Below are 26,502 nucleotides of genomic sequence, written 5' to 3' on the forward strand. Positions count from 1 at the left end.
GCATGATGCCACTGCCTATGGCGATCCGCCACTCGGGCCGGGCCGGCTCCTGCGAACGCTTACTCGAAGCCCACGACTATTCGAAGCCCACAACTATTCGAAGCCCACGACTATTCGAAGCCCACGACCTCGTGCGGCACGTAGGGGGCTTCCAGCGTTTCGATTTCATCTGCCGTCAGCGTGATCTTCAGCGCGCCCAGCGCCTGGTCCAGGTGATGCGACTTGCTGGCGCCGATGATCGGCGCGGTGATCCCCGGCTTCTGCAGCACCCAGGCCAGCGCGATCTGGGCGGGCGAGACGTTTCTTGCCTCGGCGACCTGTTGCAGCGCTTCAATCACTGGTGCGTCACGATCGAGCCCCAGCTTCCAGTTGCGCATCTGCTCGTCGCTCTTGGCGCGCGTGGTGCTGCCTTCGCTGCCCACCGGCTTGCTGCCGGCGAGAATGCCGCGGGCCAGCGGACTCCAGGGGATGACGCCCACGCCCTGATCCAGACACTGCGGGATCATCTCGCGCTCTTCCTCACGATAGATCAGGTTGACCATCGGCTGCATGGTCGCGAATTTCGTCCAGCCGTTGCGCTCGGCGACATGCTGGGCCTTGGCGAACTGCCAGGCGTGCATGCTGGAAGCGCCGATATAGCGCGCCTTGCCTGCCTTGACGACCTCGTGGAGCGCTTCCATGGTCTCTTCGATCGGCGTGTCGTAATCCCAGCGATGGGTCTGGTAGAGATCGACGTAATCCATCCCCAGGCGCTCGAGCGAGGCATCGATGGCGTGATGGATGTGCTTGCGCGACAGCCCGCGCTCGTTGGGGGACTTGTTGCCGGTGGGGTTGTAGACCTTGGTCGCCAGCACGACCTCTTCCCGGCGCGCGAAATCCTTGAGCGCCTTGCCCACGACGCGCTCCGATTCGCCGTCGGAGTACATGTCGGCGGTATCGAAGAAATTGATGCCGGCATCCAGCGCCTGCTGGATGAAAGGGCGGCTCTGGGCATCGTCCAGCACCCAGTCCCGCCACTGCGGCGTGCCGTAGGTCATGGTGCCGAGGCACAGCGGGGAAACCTTGAGGCCGGTACGGCCGAGACGACGGTAATTCATGAAATTCTCCCGATGACGCGTAAATAAATAAAGGGCGTTCCTTACCATAGCATTCAATGACGGGATCGTTACCCGGATCGCCATGACCCGGCAGACCAACCTTGGCATAATGCGGCGCTTTCCCTCGTTGTTCCCCGTCTGGAGTCGACATGACCGCCTGGAACAAGCTGCTGGTCGCGACGACGCGGCTGCTGGATCTACATGACAGCGCCCACGAGCCGGGCTCGCCTTTCGTGCAGGTAACGCAGGAGCAGCGCCGCGGCCTGCGCGATGGCTACTGGCTCGACCTGGGCTGCCTGCTGCTGGACTACCTGCTGGAGGTGGACTTCGCCACCAACAGCGCCTTTGTCACCCAACGCCGCTGTCTGGCTCACCTGCGCGGGGATTATCCCGACCTGCCCGCGGACGACCTGAGCTTCGTGATCAACCTGCTGGCGACGCCCAGCGAGATCCACTACCGCGAATGGCAGGCGAGCCGCGACGACAGGGAGGAGTCCGATGACGACGACGCAGCGCCGGGCATACGCGGCGGCCGCAGCACCAAGCGCACCGCGCTGATCGAGAAGCAGGGCCAGACCGGCCAGGTCAGGCTGACGCCCAGCGGCCGCCAGGCGGTCACCCTGGCGAGCCAGATCGAAGACCTGCTCTACTCCGAATACGATGCCGCCAAGGTCGTCGCCGCGCTGTCCCGCGGGGACTACGCCCGCGTGCCCGACATCACCCAGCAGATCCTGATGGCGATTCGCGCGCTGACCCAGGAGCTGCGTCGGGTGCGCGAGAACCCCACTCATGAAGGCAAACTGGCCGCCCTGATGGACAACGAGCGCCACTATCACAACGCCCTGAGCACGATTCAGAGCACCTTGCTCAGCGCCCGCGCGCAGCTCGCCGCGCCCGCCCTGATCGCCCAGTTCGACAACTGGGCCGAACGCCAGGAAGAGGAGTGGGACCTGCGGATGCTCTCCGGGGCCATCGGTCGCGTGCTGAACGCCATCGAAAACCTGTCGCGGCGGCTTTCCGAACTGTTGTCGGACATCGCCGAGGGCCGGATCCAGTCCATGGGCGTGATCGATTTCGCCGGGCTGGCGCACCGATTGCTGGTCTCGCCGCCGCCCAGGCGCCTGCAGGAAGCGGTCGTCGCGCGGATGATGCCGCTGGGAACGGCAGTGGTGATGCCTCGCGTCGAAACGCTGCTGCCGCTGGTCGAAACCCGCCGCGCCGAGCGCAGCGGGGCGGCGCTGGTCTTCGACGAGACGCGTGACAAGCCCAGCGCCGATCCGCTGCTGGCGCGCTACCTCAAGGCCCGCGGCCCGGCACTGCGCCAGCGCCTGCGCCAGGCGCCGCTGTCGCTACCCGACGCGCTCAGCGAAGGGTGGCACCACTTCGAGTCGGGTTCGGATTCGGCCAACGCCGAAATCCTGGACTGCCTGCCGCAGCTGCTCAACACCTTCGTCGATACCCAACTGCTCGATACCCGGCTCAGCGTCGGGATCGACGAGACCCCCTTTTCGATCGAGCTCCCCGACGGCCGGCGCATCGAAGGTGCCGTCACGCCCTCGCTGCGTCTGCTCGAGACGACGACAGAAGAACAGGAAGTTTGACCTATGAACATGATGGAAATGGGCGAAGTCGTCGCGTACCTGTTGCGCTACCGCACTGCCGAAAGCGTGCCCAGCGGCGGCCGCAAGCGCCGTGCGGCGCGCGAAGGCCAGCTCTCCGAGCGCGATGTCTGCGCGCTGATCGACGACGCCCAGGAGAACGAGCGCGAGGCGCTACGAGACTTTCTTGCCGGGCAGGGGCTGCGTCTCAAGGCGTTCGAATCCGGCGACTATCCCGGGATCGCGCCGGGCTCGCGCTTCTTCGCGCTATTGCCGGACCCGGAGCTCGAGCAGCCGCCGCTCTACACCCGCGAACCGGTGTTCGAGGCACTCAAGCTGCGCCAGGAGAGCCGCGCCGAGCTGGCGCTGTGGTATCTGCAGCTGTGGCTTCTGCTGCATACGCTGATCTATACCCGCCTGAATCGCGCGCTGTCCGACGTCAGCCGCTACCAGGAGGCGACCTTCACGCCCCGCGAGCTGGTGGAACTGGTTCGCGATCAACTCGAGACCCTGCGGGGGCTGGGAGACCGCGCGCCGGAGAACAGTCGCGTCCTGCTCGACGAGCGGGGTGAAGACATTCCCCGGCGGGTGAAGGCCTTCATCGACCTGCTGGCCCGTGCCGGTCATCTCGATATGGTGCGCGAGGCCGGCGACGAGGATGTCTGGCAGCAGACGCTGCTCGGTGCGCTGGAAGCCGAGCAGATCGGCGTGCATCACCTGACGCACCTGATCGAACTGACCTCGGCCCAGGAGGACGCCGATTCGACGCCTCGGGCAGACCTCGACGACGAAGCGCCTGGCGGCACGGAAGTCGACGGCGACGTTCCCGAGACGGCCTCGCCGGCCGAGAACGAGGCGCACAAGGAAGCCGACCTGTTCGAGACGGATCGAGCCGACGTCGATGCCGGCAAGGCGGCCGAGGAATCGACATCCGATGTCACAAGCCATTCCATGGACGAGCCTGGGGAGAATCGCCGGTGAGCGTCATCAACCGTATCGAAATCGCCAACCTTCTCAACAAGCACGGTGATATCGCCTCGCCCTGGGAAGCCAAGATGCGCCACCTGCTGCTCGATCTGCGTGGACAGTCGAGCGCGGTGAGCATGGAGAACGGCTTCGGCAAGACCACCATGGCCGAAGCGCTGATCGGCATGCTCTCGCGGGATCGGCAGTTGCTGACGCGCACCCGGCGCAAGTGCTCGCCGTCGAAGGTCAACGGCGAGGGCCGCAGCTGGACCCATCTACGCGTCGAATTCCGCGCCCAGGGGGGCGATGCCCAGCAGGAGGACATGCTCGCGGCGGCCGGAGAAGAGGTCGCCGGCGAGACCTTCGTCTTCGGCATGTACGGTTACAGCGATGGCAGCGGGCTTACGTTCTATCACTATCCCGGCAAGCTGGCCGACGTGCCGGTGCATCACGTCACCCGCGACGGCAAGCTGGCGCTCTACCCCAATGCCGATTTCCAGAGCATGCTGCGAAACCATGGCGCCACACGGGCCCACAACCGCGAAGAGTGGCTGGAAGCGGTGGGCGCGCACATCTCCCGGCGCGAGCTGGCGCAGCTGGCGGCGTTTCAGAAAGAGGGCGGCGCCGACAAGAGCCAGATCTTCAACGCCATCAAACCGCGTGCCGGCGAGAAGGCCGACCAGGCGTTCTTCTACGAAGTGCTGGCACCGCAGATTCTCTCCGGGGCCACTCGCGGCGAGACTGATGAAGAAGAAGAGCTGATCGAAGATGTCATCCTGCACTCGGGGACGCGTATCACCGAGCTGCGCCATCGCCTCGCCGAAGCCGAGAGCGACCAGCAGCGTGCCGACGAGAAGGTCGAACGGCTGGCATCGCTCGACCAGGAGGGCGAGGCGCTGCTCGAAGCGCGCAGCCAGCTCATCATGCAGGATGCGGCACTGCTGGAGGCCGAGCGTCTGCTGGGGGGCCAGGCGCTGGCGCCGCTGCCGGGGCTGCCGGGTCGTGACGCTGATCGCGACGACAATGGTCGTGACAGTAATGGTCGCAACGACAATGACCGCGACGACAATGACCGCGACGACACGAACCGGGAGATCGACGAGGCCGTCGTTGGCTTCGCCTGGGCGATCGGCGATATCGAGCGGCCGCGAGTCTCCACCTGGCTGCTGGCGCGACTCACCCGCCAGGCGGAGCGTAACGTGCGTCAGGCGCTTTCCGAACGCGGGGCGCGGGTCGATACCCACCGCCGGCTCGTTCACCTGCCGACGGCCGGCTGGATCGGTGGGCGCGATATCGGTCACGTCGCTTTCGACCAGGCGCGTGCCTGGCTCGCCGACAGCCACGCCTTCAACGACGACGCCGCGCGCTACCGGGCGCTCGGTCTGCTCGAGGATGCCGCCGAAGCGTTCGAAGGGCTGGACGGCAACCGCTTCCGGGAGGAGGTGATCGCCGACCGCGAGTATCGTCGTTCGCTGCGTCTCGATGCCGAACAACTCGACGAGGAGATGGAGCGGCTGGAGCAGGAGCGCGAACAGCTCGAATCGCGCCAGCGCGACTTCATCGATAACCAGAGCGTCTACACCCAGGCCCTGGCCGAAGGGCTCTTCAGCGAGGCCGAGCTGGAAGCGCCGGAGACCACGCGGGACGCCGCGCAATCGACGCTCGCCGAAGCGCGCAAGGCGCACGCCGATCATCTCGGCCGGCTGGGCGAACTCAAGCAGCCGGCGCAGTGGCACGAGGAGTTCGTTCGCGAACATCCCGACACGACCCCGGGCGAGCTGCTGGCGCTGAAGAGCGAACGGCAGGAGACGCTGGAAACGCAGCTCGCCGAATGGAACGACGAGTGGACCGCGCTCGACGAGCAGCGCAATTCGCTGCGGGAAACCCTGCAGGCGCGCCGCGAGCAGCGCCAGCGCCTGGAAGGCGAGCTGGGGCCGCTACAGGCCGGCCGCGAAGCCTGGCAGACGTTCGTCGAAGGCTGGCCGGACGCCTCCGCGATCGGCTTCTGGAGCGAGCGCAAGAACGCGCTGGCGGAACTCGAGCAGACGCTGGCCCAGGCGCGGCGGGAGAGTAGCGACGCCGCCGCTCGGCTGGATCGACTGACGCCGCTGGCGGATTCGGCCGAGCGCTATCGGCACTGGCATGGCGATGCCTCGCCGGTACACCTGCGCGATACGCTCTATCGCCAGTCCCGCGAGTGTCAGGACCAGCTGCATCGCATCGCGCAGGAGTCCGCCCAGTTCGCGGCGCTGGATCAAGCCTATCGCCAGTTCCGCGAAGTCGGCGGCGACGCCGCTCCCCAGGCCTGGTTGAAGGATGCCAAGGCGCGTTATCCACGCCTGCTGCGCGAGGCCGAGACGCTGGCCGAGACGATCGAGTCTCGCGAGCGCTACCTGGAGAGCCTTAGCGGCGATCCGCTGGCGCGACAGGCGGCAGAAGCCCAGGCGCATCAACTGCTGGAGGCCCGCGAGATCGGCTTCCGCGCGCTGCACGAGGTGCTCTCCGGCGGCGACGCCGACGACGAACGGCGTCGCGAGTGGCTGGCGCAGGCCGCCGGCCAGCTGTTCGCGCCGGTCGTCGAAGGCGAGGAGGCAGCGCGGCAAGCCTCCCAGTGCCTGATCGATGCCGGCTGCGGCGTGCCGGTGCTGGAAGCGGAACGTCTGCTGGCGCTCCTGGAGCAGGGCGAACTGCCGCTGGGGGCGGTACAGGGCGTCGAGACGCTGGCGGTGAAGGCGGCGCTGGATCCGGCCTTTCTCACGGCACTGCGTGAAGAGACCCAGCAGCGGCTCGAGATCGACCGGCAGCGCCAGCAGGCGCTGACGGAGGAGATATCCCGACTCGATCCTCACGGCGAGCGTTTCCGCTTGGCCCTGCAGGCGGCGGAAGCGCTGGAGCAGGAAGCCGAGATGCGCCTGGCCTCGCTGGAAACGCAGCGCATGGAGACAGAGGCAGAACAGGAGGCGCTGACACCCCGGCTGAGCGAAGCGGCGCTGAAATCAATCGATGACTACCAGCGATATCTCGAAGAGGGCGGCGAGCGGGCGCTGGAAGAGGCGCGGGAAGCGCGCGAACTTGCCGCGGAAAGACTCGAAACGCTGCAGCCGCAGCGTGAACAGGCAGCTCGCGAGCTCGAGACGCATGGCAGCAACTGGCTGGCGGCGGAACGCTTCGCCGAGGCCGGCGGGGTCGAGCGTCTGCGCGAAATCGATGCCAGCCTGGAAGCGTTGCTCGAAGAGATCGCCGAACTGGACGAGCGCGTTGTCGAGCTGACGCTGCGCAGCGAGGCGCTCGACGAGCGGCGCAGCCAATGCCGCGAGCAACTGAGCGGGCTGTTCGCCGACGGCGAGCGCGAGCGCCTGCGTCGTCTGGATCGGTTCGTTGCCGAGGGCGGCCCGGCATTCATGGATCGGGCCGAAGCGCGGGAAGCGGAGCTGACCGCGGCGCTGGCGCAGGCCAGCCGGCGTGCCGATTTCGATTTCGCCCGCATTCGCGCCTTCCTTCAGGTACGTGACGAAAAAGGCGGCAATCGCACCCTCGAGCGGGATATCGGCCGGGTGAAACAGTTGCTTAACGACACGCGCGACAAGCGCAAGCGCAACACCCGCGAACAGAGCGAGATCGACTCGCGTCTCGCTCGCCACCAGCAGGCACTCAACGTAACCGATCAACTGGCGGTAGCGTGGCTCGAAGTGCTGCGGCAGCTACCGGAAGGCTGGTCCGAACGGGCGCTGGCCGATGGCCGCGCCGGCTGGCCGTCCGATCACGCCGAGGCCGAACGTCTCGATGCTGCCATGGCCGAGTGGCGGCGCTGGCAGGCCGCACCGCTCGATGGCTCCAGCGAAGGTTCTGGTGAAGGTTTTGATGAAGGTTCCGGCGCGGATGCGAGCGTTCAGCCGTTCGAGCTGGAAGCACTCGAAACCTATCAGCAGACGCTGCTCGATGGGCTCGGCAGTCTCAATCTGGGCGAGCGCGCGCGCAATCGCGAGCGCCAGGCACGGGACGTGGCGGCCAGGGAAAAGGCGCTGGCATCGTCGCTGGAAGCGGCCAGTGCCAGCCGGTTGTTCAACGAGTCCGAGCGCGCCCGGCTGGGTACGCTGGAAGGCGTCACGCCGGAAGCGCTGGAGTCGCTGCGCGGCCTCCATCGCCAGCTCGAAGGCCAGCTCAACGAGCATCGCAGCCGGGTGACGCGGCTGCATGCCTCCCGCGAGCAGATCGAGGACACACTCGTCGAGCGTCTCAGCTCGATCATCATCGACGCCGCCGGCAACCTGGAAATTCTGCGTCGGGTAGCCCGCCGCTCCGCCGATGGCGGTGCCTACTTCGAGGTCAAGGCGGATCTGATCGCCGACGAGTCGGTGCGTGAGCTGATCCATCAACTGCTGGCCGACATCGACGCCCATCTCGCTGTGCAGCGTCGCCGGCTCGAGCAGGCGGGTGACGGGACACAGGCCAGGGGCGGTCGCGACGACGATCTGACCCGCCAGATTCGCCGGCGCATCTATCGCGGCCTGTTCCGCGACGTCACCATTCGCATCAAGCACGACGCCATTCGTCCACACGGCCGGCTGTTCTCGCTCAACGAGGATATGTCGGAAGGCCAGCGCGAGGCCGTTTCGCTGATGTGGCTAGTGAAGCTCTCCGAGTTCGCCATCGAACGGGAACTGCGCGAACTGCCGGGTAGCCACAAGCGTCGTGCCCGCGCCAGCCGCGAGAGCGTCATCCTGCTCGACGGCCTGTTCTCCAAGCTCTCGCATCGGCGCCTGATCCAGGACTCGCTGGAGTCGCTGCGCAATACCCGCGGACGCTTCCAGATGATCGGGCTGATCCACAACCCCAACTACGAGAATGACCCCAGCATCTTCCCCACCTACCTGGTCGGCAGCGTGATCGGTGGGCAACAGGGGCAGGGCGGTCACGTCATCGTGCGGGAAGGTCGGCAGGTCTCACCCGAGGAAACGGGGCGCGGCGAAGGCGAGGCGAGCCTGTTCGGGATTCATGTGACCCGGGCAAAGGAATCCGTTGATGAACCGTAATCGGCAGCTGCTGAACCCGACGGCGCTGGCACTGCTCGAGAACATGGAAGCCACATGGCGCAAGAGAGCGCGCCTAGAGCAGACGCCGCCCCGAAGTAAGGCCGATACGCTCGGCAAACGCCTGCTCAGGGGAGATGTCTGCCGTTCGTTGCATGAAGGTCGGCAGGCGCTCATTGAACTTTACCGTTGCGGCTTTATTAGCCTGCCTCAAGGAGGTGGCGAGACTGCTTTATCTCCGCTGAATGGGTTGAATCCTTTCGTTTCTCTTTCAGAGGATCATGCCGCTGATTTACAGGACGCCATGGAGGCTGCACATCCGGTCTTGCCGCTGACAGAGGAGCAGAGGCGGGCGTGGAATCGCGCCCTGGATGGCCCGCTTGGGGAGTGGTCACTAGAGGATCAACGCCGACTGGCTGACGGTTTCCGTTGTATGGTGAACGACGTGCCTGGAATTTATGCGCTGACCGCCTTCCAGGCCAGTGCGCGCTATCTCTTGGGTAGTAGCAAGCTGCTAGGCAGTTTGTTGCCGCTGGCGCGGACGTTCGGTATTGATCCCCAGAAGTTTGCGCGGCCAATAGTACGTGTTCTGCTAGCGGCACCGGAAGCGCCTGAATCGATCCTGTTGATCGAGAACCCGCAGAGCTTTGACCAGGCATGCCGTTGTGGTCTTGATCAACGTATGGCGCTGATTTGCAGCTTCGGCTACGGCCTGTCACTCGCAGAAGTGTTGGATCGGCCCGATGATGTCCGATTGATTGGTGACAATCAGTCGACCTTGGGCTTGTCGGAGCTCCTGTCACTACCTAATCCAGCTTATTGGGGAGATCTGGATCCTGAAGGCTTTCGCATTTATCAGCGCCTGAAACGCGCTTTGCCAGATCTGGTTCTCTCCGCTCTCTATCAGCCCATGATTGACGCCATGTCCGCAGATGTCAGTCATCCATTGACTCGGGCTACCGGAAAGCGGGGTCAGTTGGCCGCTGAGACGGCGCGCGGACTCGACCAGGAATATCTCGATAACGCTGCGGTCCGCACATTGGCAGGAGATTCTATTCCGGATTCTCGGTGGCCCGGCCACTTGCGAGGAGATAGCGCCTGAAAGCAAAACATCCAGAGCCCGTTCACGAACTCTGGATGTTGTTAGTGTGGAGAAGTCGTGGGGGTGGAGAAAAACTCAGCGCGGCGAGTCGTAACGTCCACCCCGGTCGTTGGAGTAAACCACCTGCCACAGCTGGATGTCTCTTGCCCGGAAGGCGCCAGCGCAGGAGCCGAGGTAGTAGAGGAACATCCGCTTGACGCGTTCGCTGTAGTTACCGGCGATCTCGTGCCAATGGGCGAGCAGGTTTTCCTGCCAAGCCATCAGCGTGGTGTCGTAGTCGGCGCCGAAATTCTGCCAGTCTTCCATGACCAGCTTGCTTTCGCTGGCATCGGCGATCTGCTGAACCGAGGGCAGGATGCCGTTGGGGAAGATGTACTTGTTGATCCAGGGGTCGATGCTGACTTCATTGGTATTGGAACCGATGGTATGCAGCACGAACAGGCCGCCCGGCTTCAGCAGGCGCTTGACGGTGTCGAAGTAGGTGGCGTAGTTGCGCTGACCCACGTGCTCGAACATACCGATCGAGACGATACGGTCGAATTCGCCGCTGAGCTCGCGATAGTCTTCGAGAATGATCTCGACCGGCAGGCCGGCACAACGCTCGCGGCCCAGCTTCGCCTGTTCTTCGGAGATGGTGATGCCGGTGACTTCGACGCCGTAATGGCGGGCCGCGTGTTCGGCGAAGCTTGCCCAGCCACAGCCGATATCGAGCACTTTCATGCCGGGTTCGAGACCAAGCTTGCGGCAGGCCAGATCGAGCTTGGCGACCTGCGCTTCGTGCAGCGTCCGGGCTTCCTTCCAGTAGCCGCAGGAGTAGCACATGGTCTCGTCGAGCATGCGGGTGAAAAGATCGTTACCGAAATCGTAATGCTCCTTGCCGACGATGTAGGCCCGCGCCTTGCTCTGCAGGTTCACGAAGCTCGACTGCAGCTTGTAGACGACGCGCTCCTTGGTGGTATGGGCGACGCCGCCAAGCCCATGACGGAGCAGTCGGTGAATCATTTCGTCGATACGGTCGCACTCCCACCAGCCGTCCATGTAGGCTTCGCCGAAGCCGATGGAACCCTGGCGGACGACCCGGGAGAACAGGTCGGGGTGGTGGACGCGAATGTCCCATGGCTGGTCGCCGTTGAGGGTGACACCGGATCCTTCCAGCATTTTCTCGATGGTGTGACGAGCGCGAGTGTCGGGCAGTGCGACTGGGGCGATTGGTGTATTACTGGTCATGGTTTTTCCTAGCAAGGGGCGCGTAACGTACCCTGGCCATCCGGCGCTATCACTCCGGTTGAACGGCGAAAAACGACCCGTTGACTTGCGGGTTCGACCGCGCTGACGCATTTGTTCGGTCATTTTCCACTCGATTGAAAACAGTCCGAAGAGTCAAGCCATGGCCTGGAAACGTGACGCTCCACTGTCCCTGTTCCCTATTGTTAGACGACTTCATCAGCGTTGATACATTGCGTGCTAACGGCTTTACCGTCAATAAGCCTAGCGCTATTGGCGCAATAGTCTAGGCTCGGTCATGCCTTTCCAGACGATTGGCGTTCGATGGCCTCTTTTGGCTCGTCTAACGACTCACAGTGAACCTTAGGCCAAAATATGCATAGTTGATGTCGATCAAGTTGAAAAATCGACACAGGAGGGAAAAATGCACGTCATCGTTGATCTATGTGTCGTTCCTTTGGGGGTCGGCGTCTCGGTGTCGCCCTATGTGGCAGAGTGCCAGCGCGTGATCGAGGCTTCCGGGCTTCATTATCGAATGCATGCTTACGGCACCAATATCGAAGGCCCTTGGGACGAGGTGATGGCCGTCGTCAAGGCCTGCCACGAGGAGGTGCATGCCATGGGCGCGCCGAGAATTACCACGACGCTGAAGATGGGAACCCGCACGGATCGGGAGCAGCGCATGGATGACAAGGTCGAGAGCGTGGAAAACCTGCGCCGAGCGTAGCGTAGAAAGCCCCGGCGGTCGTTTGACCGGCGGGGCTCGATGATCTTGTCTGGTTGGGAACTGGGTCAGAATTCAGCGACAGCGGATCGTCCAGGTGGCCTTGTAACCATCTCCTTCTTGCGTGGCGGCCTGAAGTTCGGTGTCTTCGTCGACGGTCGCGCCTTCGAGCTGGTCGTTGGCATTGGCCGCCTTGCTGGCGCCGTCTTTCGGTCCCATCATGTCCTGTTCGACGATCACGAACTCGTCACGATCCTGAGACTCGCATTGTTCCAGGGCGCGCTCCTTGGCGTTGGCCAGTGCCTCGTCCTGATCATCGCCCAAACCGGTCACGACATAATCGGTAGTGTCCTTCTCGATCGAACTGCTGTCGCTGGCGCAGCCGGCAAGGGCGCCTAGTGTAAGCAGTCCGGCCAGGGCCATCCATACCGGGGTTCTGGTGGCTGTCTGCATCATGTCACTCACTCCTTGTGTCGTGGTTTCCCGCATTCATGGTGGCATCGTCCATTTGACTTGCCATTCATTCTAGACCGTGCCTGCTGATCTTCAAGCCATTGGTTATCAAGAGGAATCCTGTCGCCATTGTGCGACGAGGGCGTTTTCAGCCAACGGCAGCCGACGACGCTTCCGGGGCTCTCAGCCAATTGTCGCCAGCGGAAACGAGGTGGGCCGTAAGCGCATCGAGCAGTTCACCGCCATGGCGCCAGAAGTGCCAGTACAGCGGCACGTCCAGCGGTCGCTGCGGATCGAGGTCGACCAGGTCGCCTCGGGCCAATCCATCGGCCCCCTGGCTCTCGGGGATCAAGGCATAGCCGATACCGGCAAGCACCATGTGCAGCACGCCTTCCGACGACGGACACAGGTGATGCGGGAACGGATCCTTGAAACCATGGAAATCGAGATAGCGTTGGTGCAGACGATCGTCCGGGCCATAGAGAATGGCGGGCGCCAGTTCCAGCGCCTGATGGGTCACGCCCTCGGCGAAATGGCGATCAGCAAACCTGGGGCTGGCCATGACCCGATAACGCATGGACCCGAGCGCGCGGGCACGAGCGCCCTGTACCGGACGTGCGGTGGCGCAGATGCAGCCGGCCACCTCGCCGTCGCGCATGCGGCGCAGCGCCACTTCCTGATCGTCCACGACCAGGTCGAGCAGGACGCCGCGTCGATGGCAGAAGTCACCCAGCGTCGGCGCCCACCAGGTCGCCAGGCTGTCGGCGTTGAGCGCCAGCCTGAGACGATGCTTGCCCTCGCCGAGTGCCGGAATCCTGTCGAGAAGATCATGCTCCAGCAGACGCACCTGCTGAGCGTGATTCAGCAGCCGCTGGCCCAGCGGGGTAGGCATTAACCGGGGCGTACGGACCACTACCGGTTGCCCCAGTCTCGCTTCCAGCAACTTGATGCGCTGGGAGACTGCCGACTGGGTCAGATTGAGTTGCTGCGCGCCGCGGTCGAACCCACCTTGATCGACGATGGCAGCCAAGGCCTCCAGAAGTTTGTAGTCCAGCATCAAATTTTCTAATGCCTCATTAACATGTTCATTTTTATTAATAGTCGATTTCTCGGCATGATGCGAACCGCTGCCTTTTCGAGATCACGATAGTGGGAAATTCTCTTCTTCACGGCCTGTTGATCGGCGCCAGCTTGATCGTGGCCATCGGCGCGCAGAATGCGTTCGTCCTGCGCCAGGGCCTCCGCCGCGAGCACGGCTGGCTGGTGGCGGGCATCTGCGCGGTGTGCGATCTGCTGCTGGTCGCGTCCGGGGTGGCGGGGCTCGGGCCGCTGATCACCTCCAGCGCCGTGCTCTTGCTGCTGGCGCGATGGGGCGGCGTGGCCTGGCTCGTGTGGCAGGCGCTGGTGGCGTTCAAGCGCGTCGCCCGCCCTGAGTCCATCGCGTTGGCCGTGAACCACGTGCCCGAGACCGGCATGAGTCTCGCTAGCGCCAGGCCGGTGGTGATCGCGACGCTGGGCGTGACGCTGCTCAACCCGCATGTCTATCTGGATACGGTGGTGATGCTGGGTATCATCGGTGGCCAGCAGGCCAGTCCGGCGGGATTCGTGGCCGGGGCATCTCTGGCTTCGCTGATCTGGTTCTTCGGGCTGGTGGGGTTGGCTCACTGGCTGTCGCCGCGGCTGCAGAATCCGCGTTGGTGGCAGGGCATCGATATCACCGTCGGGGCGATCATGCTGCTGGTCGCCTGGCAACTCGCCTCGCGAGCGCTGTGAACGCGGTCTCGAGCGTCTGAATCCATCATTAGCCGATCTGAATTTCACCCTTGGCGTAGCGCACGCCCTTCGCCTGGCGAGTGGCGAGGAAATAGCCCACCGAGAGCGGCCCGACACGACCCAGCAGCATCGTCAGGCCCAGCAGGAATTGCCCGGGCAGCGAGAGATCGCTGGTGATGCCGCGGGACAGCCCCACGGTGCCGAACGCGGAAACCGTCTCGAAGGCCAGATCGAGGAACGAATGGTCGCCGTCGGTGATGGTGAGGCCGAACAGCGTCAGGACGACCAGCAAAACCCCGGCCAGCGCGACGGTGATCGCCTTGATCACGGTTTCCTGAGTCATCGAGCGGCCGAAGGCCGTGGGGTGTTCGGTATTGCGGTAGAACGCCCGGGCGGTCAGCAACAGCACGACGAACGTGGTGATCTTGATGCCGCTGGCGGTGGAGCTCGAACCGCCACCGATGAACATCAGCAGCATGACGAGGAGGGTGGAGGCATCAGTGAGCGAGCCGATCTCCAGCGTGTTGAAGCCGGCCGTACGCGGCGTGACGGCCTGGAACCAGGCCGCCTGCACCTTGGTGAAGAGGTCGCCCAGCCCGCCGAGGGTGGCGGGATTGGACCACTCCAGCCCGAGCAGCATCGTGGTGGCGATCACGTTGAGCCAGAACGTGGCCAGCAGCACGACCTTGGTCTGCATGGCCAGGCGCGACCAGCGGCGGTGGCGATAAAGATCGCTCACCACCACGAAGCCGAGGCCGCCGACGATGAACATCAGCGTCACCGCGCCGTTGACCAGTGGGCTGCCCGCTTCCTGAATCAGGCTATCGGTAAAGGTCGAGAAGCCGGCGTTGTTGAATGCGGAAACGGCGTGGAAGAGACTGTGCCACAGGCCTGCCTTCAGTCCGTACTCGGGGACCCAGTGCCACGCCAGCAACAGCGTGCCGACGCTCTCGGTGAGCAACGCGAAGGCGACGACCAGCTTGATCAGATCGCGGATGTCGCTGAAGGCGATCTCGCCCAGCGCCTCGCGGACGAGATTCTGCTGACTCAACGGCAGACGCGTTCCCAGCAGCAGGACCGTGAGGGCGGCGAAGGTCATGAATCCCAGGCCACCGATCTGGATCATCACCAGCACCACCAGCTGGCCGACGAACGTCAGGTCCTGGCCGATATCGATCACGCTGAGGCCGGTGACGGTGACCGCGGAGGTCGCCGTGAACAGCGCTTCGTGCCAGGCCAGGGAGTGCGTTGCACTACCGGGTAGCCAGAGCAGCAGCGCGCCGAGAGCGCAGAGCAGGGCAAAGCCGATCAGCAGGATTTCCGGCGGCGACAGCCGAATGACCCCGCCATGAGGCGAGCGGCGAAAAGGTTGTTTCAGGCGTTGCCAGCGTCTCACGAGGGCAGCTCCGAACCGGGATCGGAGTGGGTGGGCATCGGGGAATTCATATCTGCTTGCCGATCTCGCGCAGGGCCTGCAGATCGCCCATCAGGATCAGGCTGTCGCCGGTCTGCAGCGGGGTCTCGTCGGAAGGATTGTGGAGCACCTCCTGGCCACGCTTGATGGCGACCAGAAACAGCGCATCGCGATCGAGCGCGAGACTGGCGACACTGGTGGCGTTTTCGAGCAGGCGTTCGGTGGTCTCGATCTCGACGATGAACTGGCGCTCGCCCAGTCGAATGAAATCGACCATGGCATGGTAGTTGAGACTCTCCGCCACCCGCACACCGACATCGTATTCCGGGTAGACCACGCGATCGGCACCGAGGCGCTTGAGCAGCTTGTAGTGGGAATCCGAGTCCGCCTTGGCCCAGATCTCCTTCGCGCCCAGTTCCTTGACGTGGAGCGTGCAGATCACGCTGGTCTCGACGTCGTCGTCGACAGCGATGACGACGACATCGTAGGCGTCCAGCGAGAGCTCGCCCAGCGCCTTTTCGTCAGTGAGGTCGGCGATCACGGCGTGATCGAGGATGTCCGAGAGGGCGTCGACCCGGGTGTCGTCCGAGTCGACGCCCAGCACCTGGTTCTGGTGGCGTTTCAATTCACGCGCGACGGTACTGCCGAAATAGCCCAACCCCAGAATGGCGAAGTGCCGGGACATCGGAATCTCCTTGCGAAGCTCTGTCTGGAATGAAACACCCACCGAACGGGTTGGATCATCGTCGTGTGCCAAGCTTTGCACAAGCCCCGGCATCGCACCAACCATGAGGCGGTCGCGCATAGGCCTCGTCGACGCTACAATCCCCCGCCGCATTGCCCGTCATCGGGACACTTCCGCCCGTCATGGGCGACTCTTTGCGCCGGATCCGGGCTTGATAGGGCCTGACTCGATCAGGCCTTCCACTGGAACGACGAGGAAGCATGACCGCAATCGCATCACCCAAGAACCTGTGGCTGGGACGCTGGGGCTTCGTCCTGGCGGCGACCGGCTCTTCGGTAGGCCTGGGCAACATCTGGAAGTTCCCCTACATGACCGGCGAGTATGGCGGCGGGGCGTTCGTCATGGTCTATCTGCTGTGCATCGCCGCCATCGGCGTGCCGGTGATGATGACCGAGATTGCGCTGGGGCGACGCGGGCGGGGCAGCCCGATCGACGCCATCCGCCGGGTGGCGAGAGAATCCGGGCGCAGCGGCCTGTGGTCGGGGCTCGGCTGGATGGCGATGCTGTGCGGCTTCATGATCCTGTCGTTCTATGTCGTGGTCGCCGGCTGGGCGGTCTCCTATCTGTGGAAGTCGCTCAGCGGCGGCCTGAGTGCCGATAGTGTCGAAGGCATGGCGGCGATCTTCGGCGCCAACAACGCCAACCCCTGGAACCTGGGGTTCTGGAGCACGCTGGTCACGCTGGCGACGATGGCGATCGTGGGACTGGGCGTGCAGGCGGGTATCGAACGCAGCGTGCGCTGGATGATGCCGGGGCTGGTGATCATGTTGGTGATCATGATCGTCTATGCGTTCTTTTCCGGCAGCTTCGGGGCCGGGGTGCATTTTCTGTTTGCCTTCGATCCCGGCAAGCTCACCGGACAAGCGGTACTGGCCGCGATGGGGCATGCCTTCTTCACCCTGTCGCTGGCCTCCGGCGCCATTCTGACTTATGGCGCCTATCTGCCGGCCGGCCAGTCCATCGGTCGTACCACGCTGATGGTCGCCATCTGCGATACGCTGGTGGCGTTGATGGCCGGGCTGGCGATCTTCCCGGTGATCTTCGCCAACGGCATGGACCCGGCCTCCGGCCCGGGGCTGATCTTCATGAGCCTGCCGCTGGCGTTTCAGCAGATGCCGCTGGGCGGCGTGATCGAGACGATCTTCTTCTTGATGCTCACCGTTGCCGCGCTGACATCCGCCATCTCGATGATCGAAGCCACGGTCGCGTGGCTGAACGAAAGCCACGGCGTATCGCGTGCCAGGGCAGCCTGGGGCGTCGGTATCCTGTTGTGGGTGGTGAGCACGCTCGCCATGCTGTCGTTCAACGTCGGCGCGGACTGGAAGCTGGCGGGGCGCCACTTCTTCGACTGGCTCGACTTCCTGACCTCGCGCTTCCTGATGCCGCTGGGCGGGCTGGGAACGGCAATACTGGCCGGATTCGTGTTGCGGCGGGAGAGTCTCGAGGAGGAACTGGGGCTGCCTTCGGCGGTTCACGCGCTGTGGCGATTCGCGATCCGTTACGTCTGCCCGCTGGCCATCGTGGTGGTATTCCTGGACGCGCTCGGCGCCCTGGGGGCCGGGTTCGACTGGCGCTGGATCGCTGCCATTCTCGCCCTGGCGTTGATCGGCGAGGTCGTTGTCGGGCGCATGACGCGGCGGGCATGAGTCCCGTTTAGCCGGATGGGTGGCCCGCCATCATGTCATTCAGAGCGCTGGTAGCATCTGTTCGTCAGGGTGATGAATTCAGCCAAGGCAAGCTTACCACTGACCGAGCATTGACTATCCTTTTGCTCGTGACTGCGAGGGGCATAGCCCCTCGCGCTCCCCGCTTTGACGCCTCGGACGGCGAAAGCCTGAACGCTTGATCGCTGAACTCGGGTCGGCGCGAAAGGGCATCCTGCCCAACGCGCCTCTTGCGTCATCCATGACGCAAGACCCGGCTCAGCGCTCCATCGTCCAGCGCCGTCCGGAAGGCGTCATAAAGGTGGAGTATTCGATGATGTGGTTTTTTGAGTCAACTGGTTTCAGATGAGTCGTCAGTCGTCGATTTCCCAGATGACGCTGACGCCCGCGTCGATGCTGATCTCGCCGCTGCGGTACTCGGCCGAGCTGCCGCTGCTGTCGGCCTCGGCGGCGCGCATCATCATCTGCGGCTGATAGCGGGGCGCGGTGGTTTCCTGGATATTGACGACATCGCCCAGATCCACGTCCAGCGTCTTCGCCATCATCCTGGCCTTCTGGCGCGCCCGCTCGAGCGCCTGCTCGAGCGCTCGGTCGTCGGCGGCGTTGCTGTCCTGCAGCCCGTAGCTGACACCGTCGAGGGAATCGACACCGGCGGCGGTCAGGGCGTCGAGCACGCGCGGCAGCCGGTCGAGTTCGTTCAGCGTCAACGACACCGAGCGCTCGACCTGGGTGCGTACCTTCGGCGGCGCACTGTCTTCGCCCCGGCTGGCGGTCTGCATGTAATCGGGACGCACGCTGAGCGAGCCGGCGCGGATCTGCTTGCTGTCGACACCGGCATTTTCCAGTGTCCGTATCAGCTCGCCGGTGCGGGTTTCGAGCCGGTCCCGCGCTTCCTTGATGACGTCGCTGTTGCCCGACGTTTCCTCTCCCTGGACCTGGGCGGGCGTTCGCTCCCACAGCCGGGCATTCAGCGTCGCCTGGTCCGGCGCGACATCGATCGTCGCGTTGGCCTGGACCTGAATCTGACGCGGTGTCTTGTCGGCGAGTGCCGGCGTGGCGAGCGTGAGCGTCGCCAGCGCGCCGGCCAGACCCAGGCCGATGGCGCGGCCGAGCGCGCCATGGCGTTTCAACGGCCGGGCGGCAACCCGTGAGTGGTTGAGCGTGGAGAGAGACATGGCATTTCCTCTGTCGAGAAACCGGTATCGAGAAGCGTCGTTCGCGCGGAGGCGAACGTTGCATGGACGCCTGCAGCGCCATTCGGTTCCCATGCTATGCTCGCCCGCGCCATTAACCCAACCCGCCGAGTCGATGATGCGCTGTCTTTCCCTATTGCCGAGCCGATCGAGATCCGCCGTCGGTCGTCGGTCGCCAGGTTCGTTGCTGGCGCTGGCCTGCTGGCCGCTCGCCTGCGTCGCGGCCGGTGACGCCGAGACCATCAGCGTCGAGGACGCCAGCGGTCATACCGTGACGCTGGCGCAGCCGGCCGAGCGCATCATCGCGCTGGCGCCGCATCTGGTGGAGTCGAGCTATGCCGTCGGCGCCGGCAGCCAGCTGGTCGGCGTCATCGACGGCAGCGACTTCCCGCCGGCGGCGCGGCAGATCGATCGTGTCGGCAGCTATCGCGGCATTCCGCTCGAACTGATCGTCGCCAAACGGCCCGATCTCGTGCTCGCCTGGGGAAGCGGCACGCCAGCGTCGCTGGTCGAGCAGTTGGAGCGGCTGGATATTCCCGTCTATCGCAGCGAGCCGCGCCGGCTCGGCGAGACCGCGGATGAACTGCGGGATATCGGCCGGCTCACCGGACACGCCGCGAAAGGGGAGCGCGCCGCGCAGCGTTTCGAGGCGGCGCTGGACGAGACCGCCCAACTGCTCTCGCCGCCGCCGCGGGTGTTCTACCAGTTGGGGCAGTCTCCGCTGACCACGCTGGCAGGCGGCCAGATCGTGACTCAGGTCATTCGTCATTGCGGTGGGGCGCCACTGTTCGACGACGCTCCGGTGCTGGTTCCGCAGATCGGCTGGGAATCGCTGATCGAGGCGCAGCCGCAGGTGATTCTGGCAGCGGGCAACGACGATGGCTGGCAGGCCTTCTGGGCCAGCCACGACGAGCTGCCGGCGGTACGCGACGGCGCGCTCTACACACTGGAACCGGACGCCATCAGCCGCCCCGGGCCGCGCATGATCGAAGGCGTGCGCGAGGTATGTCGAGCACTTGCTGAGGCGAGCCGCTAGGGTCTGTTGACGTTTCAGCGCGAACCGCGTTGCTGCGCCAAATGGCGCCAGGCCAGGCGCGGGATGCAGAGAAGGGTGGTTCCCTTTTCCAATCCCGCAACGCCGCATGGCGCCATTTGCCGTGCAACCCGAAGGGCCGGGCCAGTTTTTGCACGGTGCTGCGTTATTCGTCGTTCATTTGGAATGACCAAACTACGCTCCTCACGCCTTGCCCCGCACAAAAACTGGCTCCGGCGCGGCCGTGCATGAAACGTCAACAGACCCTAGCCGACGAGTCGATAGCCGAAACGGAACTATTGGCCGCGTTTCATAGCTCGTGGCCCTTGGTCCTTAGCTCTTGGCCCGCAGCTCTTAGCTCTTAGCTCGCAGCTCGTGGCTCATGACTCGTGGCTTTAATAGTCGATGCCGCGACGCGCTTGAATTCCCGCATTGAAGGCATGCCGGGTCTCTTGCATCTCGGTGACGGTATCCGCCATCTCGACAAGCTCGCGGTGCGCATTGCGCCCGGTGACGATGACGCTCTGCTCCGGCGGACGGTTGGCGATGGCGCGCCTGACCGTTTCGAACTCCAGATAGCCGAACTTGAGCATGTAGGTGAGCTCGTCGAGCACCACCAGATAGACGTCGGGATCGGCGAGCATCCGCTCGGCTTCCCGCCACACTTCTAGACAGGCCGCGGTGTCGCTGTCGCGGTTCTGGGTCTCCCAGGTGAAGCCCGTGGCCATCACGTGGACCTCGAGACTGGGATCGTCGATCAGCCGGTCGCGCTCGCCGCACTCCCACAGCCCCTTGATGAACTGGATCACGCCGACACGATAGCCGTAACCCAGCGCGCGGGTGACGGTGCCCCACGCCGCCGTGGTCTTGCCCTTGCCGTTGCCGGTGAAGACCAGCAGCAGGCCACGCTGCTCGGTGGCGGCGGCGATCTTTTCGTCGACGTGGGATTTGAGTTTCTGCATGGCTTGCTGGTGACGCTGCTGGCGATCACTCATGGGGAGCTCCAAACGGTATCGATTGCCTTTGCCGGGCGGTGCGAAGAGAGAGCCGGACTCAGACCCCGGGAAGCGGATAACCCAGGGCTTCGGCGATCTCGCCGGCGTGGCGTTCCAGCCAGGCCGGCGAGATCGGCCCCCAGTCGCGGATCACGTAGCGCCCGATCTGGTGACGCTCGCCCTCGGACTGTTCGAATTCACAGCGGATATCGAGTTCGCCCAGCGCTGCCAGGGTGTCCTGGGCGGTACGACGCGGCATGCCACTGATCTCGACGATGGCCGGCACGCTCGCGGCGAGGCCGGTGTCGATCAGGTGGGCGACATAGAGGCGGCGGTAGAAGCTGGTGCGGGTCTTGCTCAGGGGCATGCGCGGGCTCGTCGAATGGGCATCAGAGGCCAGATGCTACGCCAATGCGGCCCGTTCGACGACCGTTGACCGCGTGAGGGGACGCGGCTCAGGTGGGCATCGCTTCCAGCATGAGCTCGCGATAGTCGAGCAGCCAGGCAACGAAGCGATCGATGCCCCGCTCGAGAGAGACCTGAGGCGTGTAATCGATGACCGACCGCAACTTGCGGGTATCTGCCCAGGTGCGCTCGACGTCGCCCGGCTGCATCTGCTTGAAGTGTCGGGTGGCAGTGGTGCCCAGGCGCTTTTCCAGCGTGTCGACGAAGTCGAGCAGGGCGATCGGCTTGCCGCGGCCCAGGTTGTAGATTTCGTGGGGTGCCGAACGATCCGGGCCGAGGCCGGGCGCGTGGGGCAGCAGCCGCACGATGCACTCGACCACATCGTCGATATAGGTGAAGTCTCTCGCCATGCGGCCGTGGTTGAAGATCGCGATCGGCTCGCCGCGCAGCAGGCTGGCGGCAAACAGGCAGGGCGCCATGTCCGGTCGCCCCCACGGGCCGTAGACGGTGAAGAAGCGCATGCCGGTGGCCGGCAACTGGTGCAGGTCGGCGTAGCTGTAGGCCATCATCTCGTTGGCGCGCTTGGTCGCGGCGTAGATCGAGGCCGGCTGATCCACGGGGTCCGTTTCCCGAAATGGCAGTGTCTTCTGGCGACCATAGACCGAACTGGAGGAAGCGTAGAGCAGATGCTCGATCCCGTGGCGCTTGCAGACATCGAGCACGTTGAGAAACCCCGTCAGGTTGCTGCGGCCGTACTCGTGGGGATGGTCGACGGAATGACGCACGCCGGCCTGCGCTGCCAGATTGACGACGTGGGTGAAGCCCTCGCGCGCGAAAAGCGCATCCAGCGATGCCAGATCCGCGATATCCAGATGGTGAAAGGGGACGCCCGTTAACCGGTCCACGCGCGCCTGCTTGAGCGAGACGGCGTAGTAGTCGTTGAGATTGTCCAGCGCGACGACCTCGTGACCATCGCGAGCGAGGCGGTTGGCCAGGTGGAAGCCGATGAACCCGGCGGCGCCGGTGACGAGTATTTTCATGCCAGTTTTCTATCCTTAAACGAACCTTCACCGCTTTTATCTTGAGCGAATCTTCATTGCTTTGGCCGCGGGTGACGATGGAATGTCATCCATCACACGCGGGTATCCGGGAATCCAGCGCTAGTGCCCTGACGGGGACGATATCCAGCTTGCCTCCACGATAATCGAAGACGTGAGCAGCGCCATCGTTGGCGATCAATGAACGAAGATCGCGGTCGCGGCCCACGATCCAGCCGTCGGGCGCCCGATGCCTGAATTCGCACAGCTCTGCAGGGTCACCGCTCAATGTGACGAGCGGCTTTTTCAAACGGCCTGCAAACTGGAAGGTCGCCTGGTAGCCGTCACCATTGAAGGCGACGGGCACGCCGTCGAGTTCCAGCCGGGCGAGCAACTGACTGGCCGCACTGACGTCGTATCGGCTCCAGAGGGGAGCCAGCATCAGCTGGGTGGCGATCAGCACGGCGATACCTGTGCCGAGGGCGAGTCCTCGAGCCGCCTCGGCACCGCCATGCCAGCGCTGGCGCCAGAGAATGACGGCGAAGGCGATCAGTACCAGAATGCCGAAGGGCGACACCATCGAACGGGTCACGGCATCGGCACCGAAAACTCCCAGCCCCAGGGCTACCACACCGAGCACGACGATGGCCGCCGCTGCCAGACGGGGGCGAAGGACTTGCCGAGGGTCGACACGGCCAAGGCCGTCCATGACGAGCAGCGCCAGCGCCGGCAGTAGCGGCATCAGGTAATGGATCTGCTTGCCGCTGATCAGCGAAAAGATCAGCAGTGGCCCGGCCAGCCAGATCCAGGCCAGGCGTTGATGCCGATGGGTCGGGAACCGCCACCATGCGCCCGACGACAGCGACCAGGGAAACGCCAGCAGTGGCAACCAGGGCAGATACCACCAGGTCGGTCTGGCATGGGCCATGGCGTGCTGCAAGCGATTGACGCTCTGGCCCCAGAGCAAGTCCTGGGCATAGTCGCGCCCGCCGATCCAGGCGGCAGGTAGCGCCCAGGCCAGCAGCATGGCGAATCCCAGCATCAGCGCCAGGGCAAGGTGGCGCCGCCCCGACTGGCCCAGCGGCGTGGCTCGCCAGAGCGGAATCGTCAGCAGAATCGGGGCCAGCGTCACGAAGGCGGCCGGACCCTTGGCGAGCAGGGCCAGCCCCAGCCAGATCCCGCTGATCGATGCCTTGCGCAGGGTGAAGACGCCTGCGATCAGGGGAGAAATGGTGCCCAGCAGGCAAGCACTCAACAGCACATCGAACATCAGTGCGCTGCTATAGAGAGACCACATCAGCATGGCGCTGAGCACCATGGGGGCCAGCCGTGCCTGGCTGCCGGCGTAGCCCAGGCGGCGGGCGATACGGTAGAGATGCATCATCGCGACCAGCGATGCCAGCGGCGAGATCAGCTTGGGCCACCAGTCGTTGACCCCGAACAGCGACCAGCCGGACTGGATCAGCCAGAACAGCAGCGGCGGCTTGTCGGCGTAGGCTTCGCCGTTCATCAGCGGCAGCCAGAAGGCGTGGGCGTTCCACATCTCCCAGGCGACCGAGACGTAGCGGGTCTCGTCGATGGGTGTCAGCGGCCTGGCCAGGGCGCTGGCGAGCGCCATTGCCCAGAGCAGGGCGATGACGAAGGTATCCCGGTATCTGGCTTCCCACTGCAGGAGCGATAGAGTGTGCGAGAGTCTGCGGGTGGTGATCATCAGATCGCGCCCCAAGATGGCTGAGGGAGGCTACTTTGATGGCGTTCCCTTAACGAAACATTATCGGGAACGGAAGGCGATCGGCGGCCAGCCTGGCGCTGGGCGCCGGTGGCATGAATGAGGCGCAAGGCGCGATAAGAAACCGTTAAGGTGGGTATGTCTCAATAGGATCGAATGGGCGAGTTCCTGTCGAGCTCCCTGATGGTCAACGAAGACGGAAACCGCAATGCGCGTATTGTTGGTGGAAGACGATCCCCTGCTGGGGGACGGTATCCGGACTGCCCTGATCCGGGAAGGTTACGTGGTGGACTGGCTGATGAAGGGACGGGATGCACTGGAAGCGGTGCGTGTCGAGCCATTCTCGCTGGTCGTTCTCGATCTTGGCCTGCCGGATATCGATGGTCTGGACGTACTCAGAAGTATCCGGCGCCAGCATCCGCTGCCGGTCTTGATCCTGACGGCGCGGGATGCGGTCGAGCAGCGGATCGCCGGGCTGGATGCCGGGGCCGACGACTACGTGCTCAAGCCCTTCGACCTGCAGGAGCTGCTGGCGCGAATGCGGGTCGTGACGCGGCGTGCCGAGGGCCGCTCGACCCAGTTGCTGTCGATCGGACGATTGACCATCGACGAATCGCAACATGAAGTCAGCTGGAAGGGCAACGCGATCACCCTGGGTCGCCGGGAGTTCGCCCTGCTGCTCGAATTGGCCAGAAACCGCGACAAGGTCATGTCGCGCCCCAAACTGGAAAGCCTGCTGTACGGCTGGGGAGAAGAGGTCGGTTCCAACGCGCTGGAAGTCCATGTCCATCATCTGCGCCGCAAGCTGGACAAGCACCTGATCACCACTGTCCGCGGGATCGGCTATCGGTTGGACAGCCGCGCGGCATGACATCGATTCGCCGCTACCTCAACTACATGCTCATTGGGGTCCTGCTGGTGGTCATGGCGCTGGCAGTGACCGCCGCGTACCTGATTACGCGCCACGAGATGGAAGAAATCTTCGATGCCCAGCTCAGCCTGCAGGCACGAGTAGTCGCGGCACTGGTCGATGTCGATACGACACCACAGGAATACCGGGCGGTCGCCGAGAAGCTGTCGCAACCGGGGCATTTCGCCCGCTGGTATGGCGAGACCGACAATCCCATTTCGCAGGTCGCCAAGCCGAAGCTCTACGACCATGAAGAACGAATGCTGTCGCTGGGCTTCTGGGGTGCCGACCGTCAACCAATCTTGATGGGAGCGCGCTGGGATGCCCGGGACGAGGAATTTCCCCCGCCCGACAAGGAGGGGCACCGCTGGGTCAGTTACGGTGACCATCGCTGGCGTGTGTTCAGCATGCCGATCGATGGCGGACGCTGGATCAGCGTGGGCCTGCGCGAGTCGTTCCAGGATGAACTTTCCAACAAGGTCGCCTGGGGCAACTTCGTACCGCTGCTGCTGGCGCTGCCGATCCTGATCTGGCTGATTGCCAGACTGATCCGGCGCGGGCTGAAACCGATCGATCATCTTTCCCGCCAGGTTCAGACCCGAGACGAAAGAGATCTCAGCCCGATCCGGGTGGACGTGCCGCAAGAGCTGCAGACACTGCGCGGGGCGCTCAACGATTTCATCGAGCGTCTGGGCCAGACGCTCGAGCGCGAGCGGCGCTTTACCGCCGATGCCGCGCACGAGCTGAGAACCCCGCTGGCGGCGATGAAGATCCATCTCGACAACGCCCGCTTCGGCGAGCCCAGTGCGCTGGACAAGGCCTACAACGGGATCGAGCGCCTGCAACGGGTGGTCGAGCAACTGCTGCTGCTGGCGCGCCTGGATATCCGCCAGGAGCGTCCGGCGCCGGAGAGGGTCCGGCTGCCGGCGCTGGTCATGGATCTGGCCGCCGATCTCTGGCCGCTGGCCGAATCCCGACAGCAGACGCTGGATATCGTCGAAGGCGAGCCGGTAAACGTCGTCGGCAATGCCACCGAGCTGGGGATTCTGATCCGCAACCTGATGGACAATGCGCTGCGCTATACCCCACCGGGAGGCGAAGTGAGCGTGGCGGTCGGTGTCGATAAACGTCACCCATGGCTGACTATCGACGACTCCGGCCCCGGCATTCCGGAACCGCTGCTGGAGGCCGTGACGCAGCGCTTCCAGCGGGCTTCCGACCAGCGTATCAGCGGCAGCGGGCTGGGGTTGTCGATCGCCTCCGAGATGGCCGAGCGGCAGCGCTTGACGATGACGCTTGCCAACCGCGAGGGCGGCGGCTTGCGGGTTCGGCTGGACTGGCTTGATCCCGTCGTTTGATCCGCCGCCCGGTGGCGTGATCGACTCCTCCAGCGAGCTTTTTCCTGCATTC

At 64.3% G+C, this 26,502-nt stretch carries 21 protein-coding genes; 10 read left to right on the plus strand and 11 right to left on the minus strand.

Annotated elements, in window-relative coordinates; genetic code table 11:
* Window positions 1–110: 110 nt before the first annotated feature.
* Window positions 111–1,097, minus strand: a complete 987-nt coding sequence (locus R3F72_RS07815; protein WP_332779365.1) for an aldo/keto reductase — start codon at window positions 1,095–1,097, stop codon at window positions 111–113.
* Window positions 1,098–1,246: 149 nt separating this feature from the next.
* Here R3F72_RS07815 and R3F72_RS07820 point away from each other — a divergent pair, with 149 nt between their 5' ends.
* From R3F72_RS07820 to R3F72_RS07835, 4 genes are read left to right on the plus strand one after another with little or no spacing between them, the layout of a single operon-like run.
* Entirely contained in the window at window positions 1,247–2,698 is a 1,452-nt protein-coding gene (locus R3F72_RS07820; protein ID WP_332779366.1) for a hypothetical protein, read from the plus strand.
* 3 nt (window positions 2,699–2,701) lie between these two features.
* Complete coding sequence (locus R3F72_RS07825; RefSeq protein ID WP_256961206.1) at window positions 2,702–3,676, plus strand: hypothetical protein; 975 nt, start codon at window positions 2,702–2,704, stop codon at window positions 3,674–3,676.
* A complete protein-coding gene (locus R3F72_RS07830; RefSeq protein ID WP_332779367.1) occupies window positions 3,673–8,694 on the plus strand; it encodes a hypothetical protein in 5,022 nt (1,673 codons plus the stop codon). Before R3F72_RS07825 ends, R3F72_RS07830 begins: the two co-directional genes overlap by 4 nt.
* Entirely contained in the window at window positions 8,684–9,793 is a 1,110-nt protein-coding gene (locus tag R3F72_RS07835; RefSeq protein ID WP_303853547.1) for a Wadjet anti-phage system protein JetD domain-containing protein, read from the plus strand. Before R3F72_RS07830 ends, R3F72_RS07835 begins: the two co-directional genes overlap by 11 nt.
* Window positions 9,794–9,868: 75 nt before the next feature.
* On the opposite strand, the gene cfa is transcribed toward R3F72_RS07835, so the two are convergent.
* Window positions 9,869–11,020 carry a cyclopropane fatty acyl phospholipid synthase gene (gene cfa / locus R3F72_RS07840; protein WP_110634513.1) on the minus strand — a complete coding sequence of 384 codons (1,152 nt, stop codon included), beginning with the start codon at window positions 11,018–11,020 and terminating at the stop codon, window positions 9,869–9,871.
* 421 nt (window positions 11,021–11,441) lie between these two features.
* On the opposite strand from cfa, the gene R3F72_RS07845 reads away from it, so the two are divergent.
* Entirely contained in the window at window positions 11,442–11,744 is a 303-nt protein-coding gene (locus R3F72_RS07845) for an MTH1187 family thiamine-binding protein (protein WP_110634517.1), read from the plus strand.
* Window positions 11,745–11,816: 72 nt separating this feature from the next.
* On the opposite strand, the gene R3F72_RS07850 is transcribed toward R3F72_RS07845, so the two are convergent.
* Both R3F72_RS07850 and R3F72_RS07855 read right to left on the minus strand, forming a co-directional pair.
* Complete coding sequence (locus R3F72_RS07850; RefSeq protein ID WP_087718990.1) at window positions 11,817–12,197, minus strand: hypothetical protein; 381 nt, start codon at window positions 12,195–12,197, stop codon at window positions 11,817–11,819.
* 145 nt (window positions 12,198–12,342) lie between these two features.
* Window positions 12,343–13,251: a LysR family transcriptional regulator ArgP gene (locus R3F72_RS07855; RefSeq protein WP_087718991.1), complete on the minus strand. Its 909-nt coding sequence runs from the start codon at window positions 13,249–13,251 to the stop codon at window positions 12,343–12,345.
* 92 nt (window positions 13,252–13,343) lie between these two features.
* Between R3F72_RS07855 and R3F72_RS07860 the strand changes: the two genes are divergently transcribed.
* Window positions 13,344–13,967, plus strand: coding sequence for a LysE/ArgO family amino acid transporter (locus R3F72_RS07860; RefSeq protein ID WP_087718992.1), 624 nt, complete (start codon window positions 13,344–13,346; stop codon window positions 13,965–13,967).
* Between the two features lie 28 nt (window positions 13,968–13,995).
* On the opposite strand, the gene R3F72_RS07865 is transcribed toward R3F72_RS07860, so the two are convergent.
* Together R3F72_RS07865 and R3F72_RS07870 are read right to left on the minus strand one after the other, a co-directional pair.
* Window positions 13,996–15,363: a TrkH family potassium uptake protein gene (locus tag R3F72_RS07865; protein WP_087718993.1), complete on the minus strand. Its 1,368-nt coding sequence runs from the start codon at window positions 15,361–15,363 to the stop codon at window positions 13,996–13,998.
* Window positions 15,364–15,409: 46 nt separating this feature from the next.
* Window positions 15,410–16,066, minus strand: coding sequence for a potassium channel family protein (locus R3F72_RS07870; RefSeq protein ID WP_179208876.1), 657 nt, complete (start codon window positions 16,064–16,066; stop codon window positions 15,410–15,412).
* 260 nt (window positions 16,067–16,326) lie between these two features.
* On the opposite strand from R3F72_RS07870, the gene R3F72_RS07875 reads away from it, so the two are divergent.
* Window positions 16,327–17,772, plus strand: a complete 1,446-nt coding sequence (locus tag R3F72_RS07875; RefSeq protein ID WP_087718995.1) for a sodium-dependent transporter — start codon at window positions 16,327–16,329, stop codon at window positions 17,770–17,772.
* 371 nt (window positions 17,773–18,143) lie between these two features.
* On the opposite strand, the gene R3F72_RS07880 is transcribed toward R3F72_RS07875, so the two are convergent.
* Entirely contained in the window at window positions 18,144–18,965 is an 822-nt protein-coding gene (locus R3F72_RS07880; protein ID WP_303853539.1) for an SIMPL domain-containing protein, read from the minus strand.
* A gap of 136 nt (window positions 18,966–19,101) precedes the next feature.
* On the opposite strand from R3F72_RS07880, the gene R3F72_RS07885 reads away from it, so the two are divergent.
* Complete coding sequence (locus tag R3F72_RS07885; protein ID WP_332779368.1) at window positions 19,102–20,019, plus strand: cobalamin-binding protein; 918 nt, start codon at window positions 19,102–19,104, stop codon at window positions 20,017–20,019.
* Between the two features lie 392 nt (window positions 20,020–20,411).
* Here the strand turns inward: R3F72_RS07885 and cobO are convergent, their stop codons facing one another.
* The 4 genes from cobO to R3F72_RS07905 form a co-directional block, all read right to left on the minus strand.
* Window positions 20,412–21,011 carry a cob(I)yrinic acid a,c-diamide adenosyltransferase gene (gene cobO, locus R3F72_RS07890; protein ID WP_071232171.1) on the minus strand — a complete coding sequence of 200 codons (600 nt, stop codon included), beginning with the start codon at window positions 21,009–21,011 and terminating at the stop codon, window positions 20,412–20,414.
* Window positions 21,012–21,069: 58 nt separating this feature from the next.
* Window positions 21,070–21,378, minus strand: coding sequence for a winged helix-turn-helix domain-containing protein (locus R3F72_RS07895; RefSeq protein WP_087718998.1), 309 nt, complete (start codon window positions 21,376–21,378; stop codon window positions 21,070–21,072).
* A gap of 88 nt (window positions 21,379–21,466) precedes the next feature.
* A complete protein-coding gene (locus R3F72_RS07900) occupies window positions 21,467–22,456 on the minus strand; it encodes an SDR family NAD(P)-dependent oxidoreductase (RefSeq protein WP_087718999.1) in 990 nt (329 codons plus the stop codon).
* A gap of 85 nt (window positions 22,457–22,541) precedes the next feature.
* Entirely contained in the window at window positions 22,542–24,164 is a 1,623-nt protein-coding gene (locus R3F72_RS07905) for an ArnT family glycosyltransferase (RefSeq protein ID WP_332779369.1), read from the minus strand.
* 226 nt (window positions 24,165–24,390) lie between these two features.
* On the opposite strand from R3F72_RS07905, the gene R3F72_RS07910 reads away from it, so the two are divergent.
* Entirely contained in the window at window positions 24,391–25,053 is a 663-nt protein-coding gene (locus R3F72_RS07910; RefSeq protein WP_332779370.1) for a response regulator transcription factor, read from the plus strand.
* Window positions 25,050–26,450, plus strand: coding sequence for an ATP-binding protein (locus tag R3F72_RS07915; RefSeq protein WP_087719002.1), 1,401 nt, complete (start codon window positions 25,050–25,052; stop codon window positions 26,448–26,450). Before R3F72_RS07910 ends, R3F72_RS07915 begins: the two co-directional genes overlap by 4 nt.
* Window positions 26,451–26,502 lie beyond the last annotated feature (52 nt).

It is taken from the genome of Salinicola sp. 4072 (assembly GCF_036663415.1).
GTDB lineage: Bacteria > Pseudomonadota > Gammaproteobacteria > Pseudomonadales > Halomonadaceae > Salinicola > Salinicola salarius_A.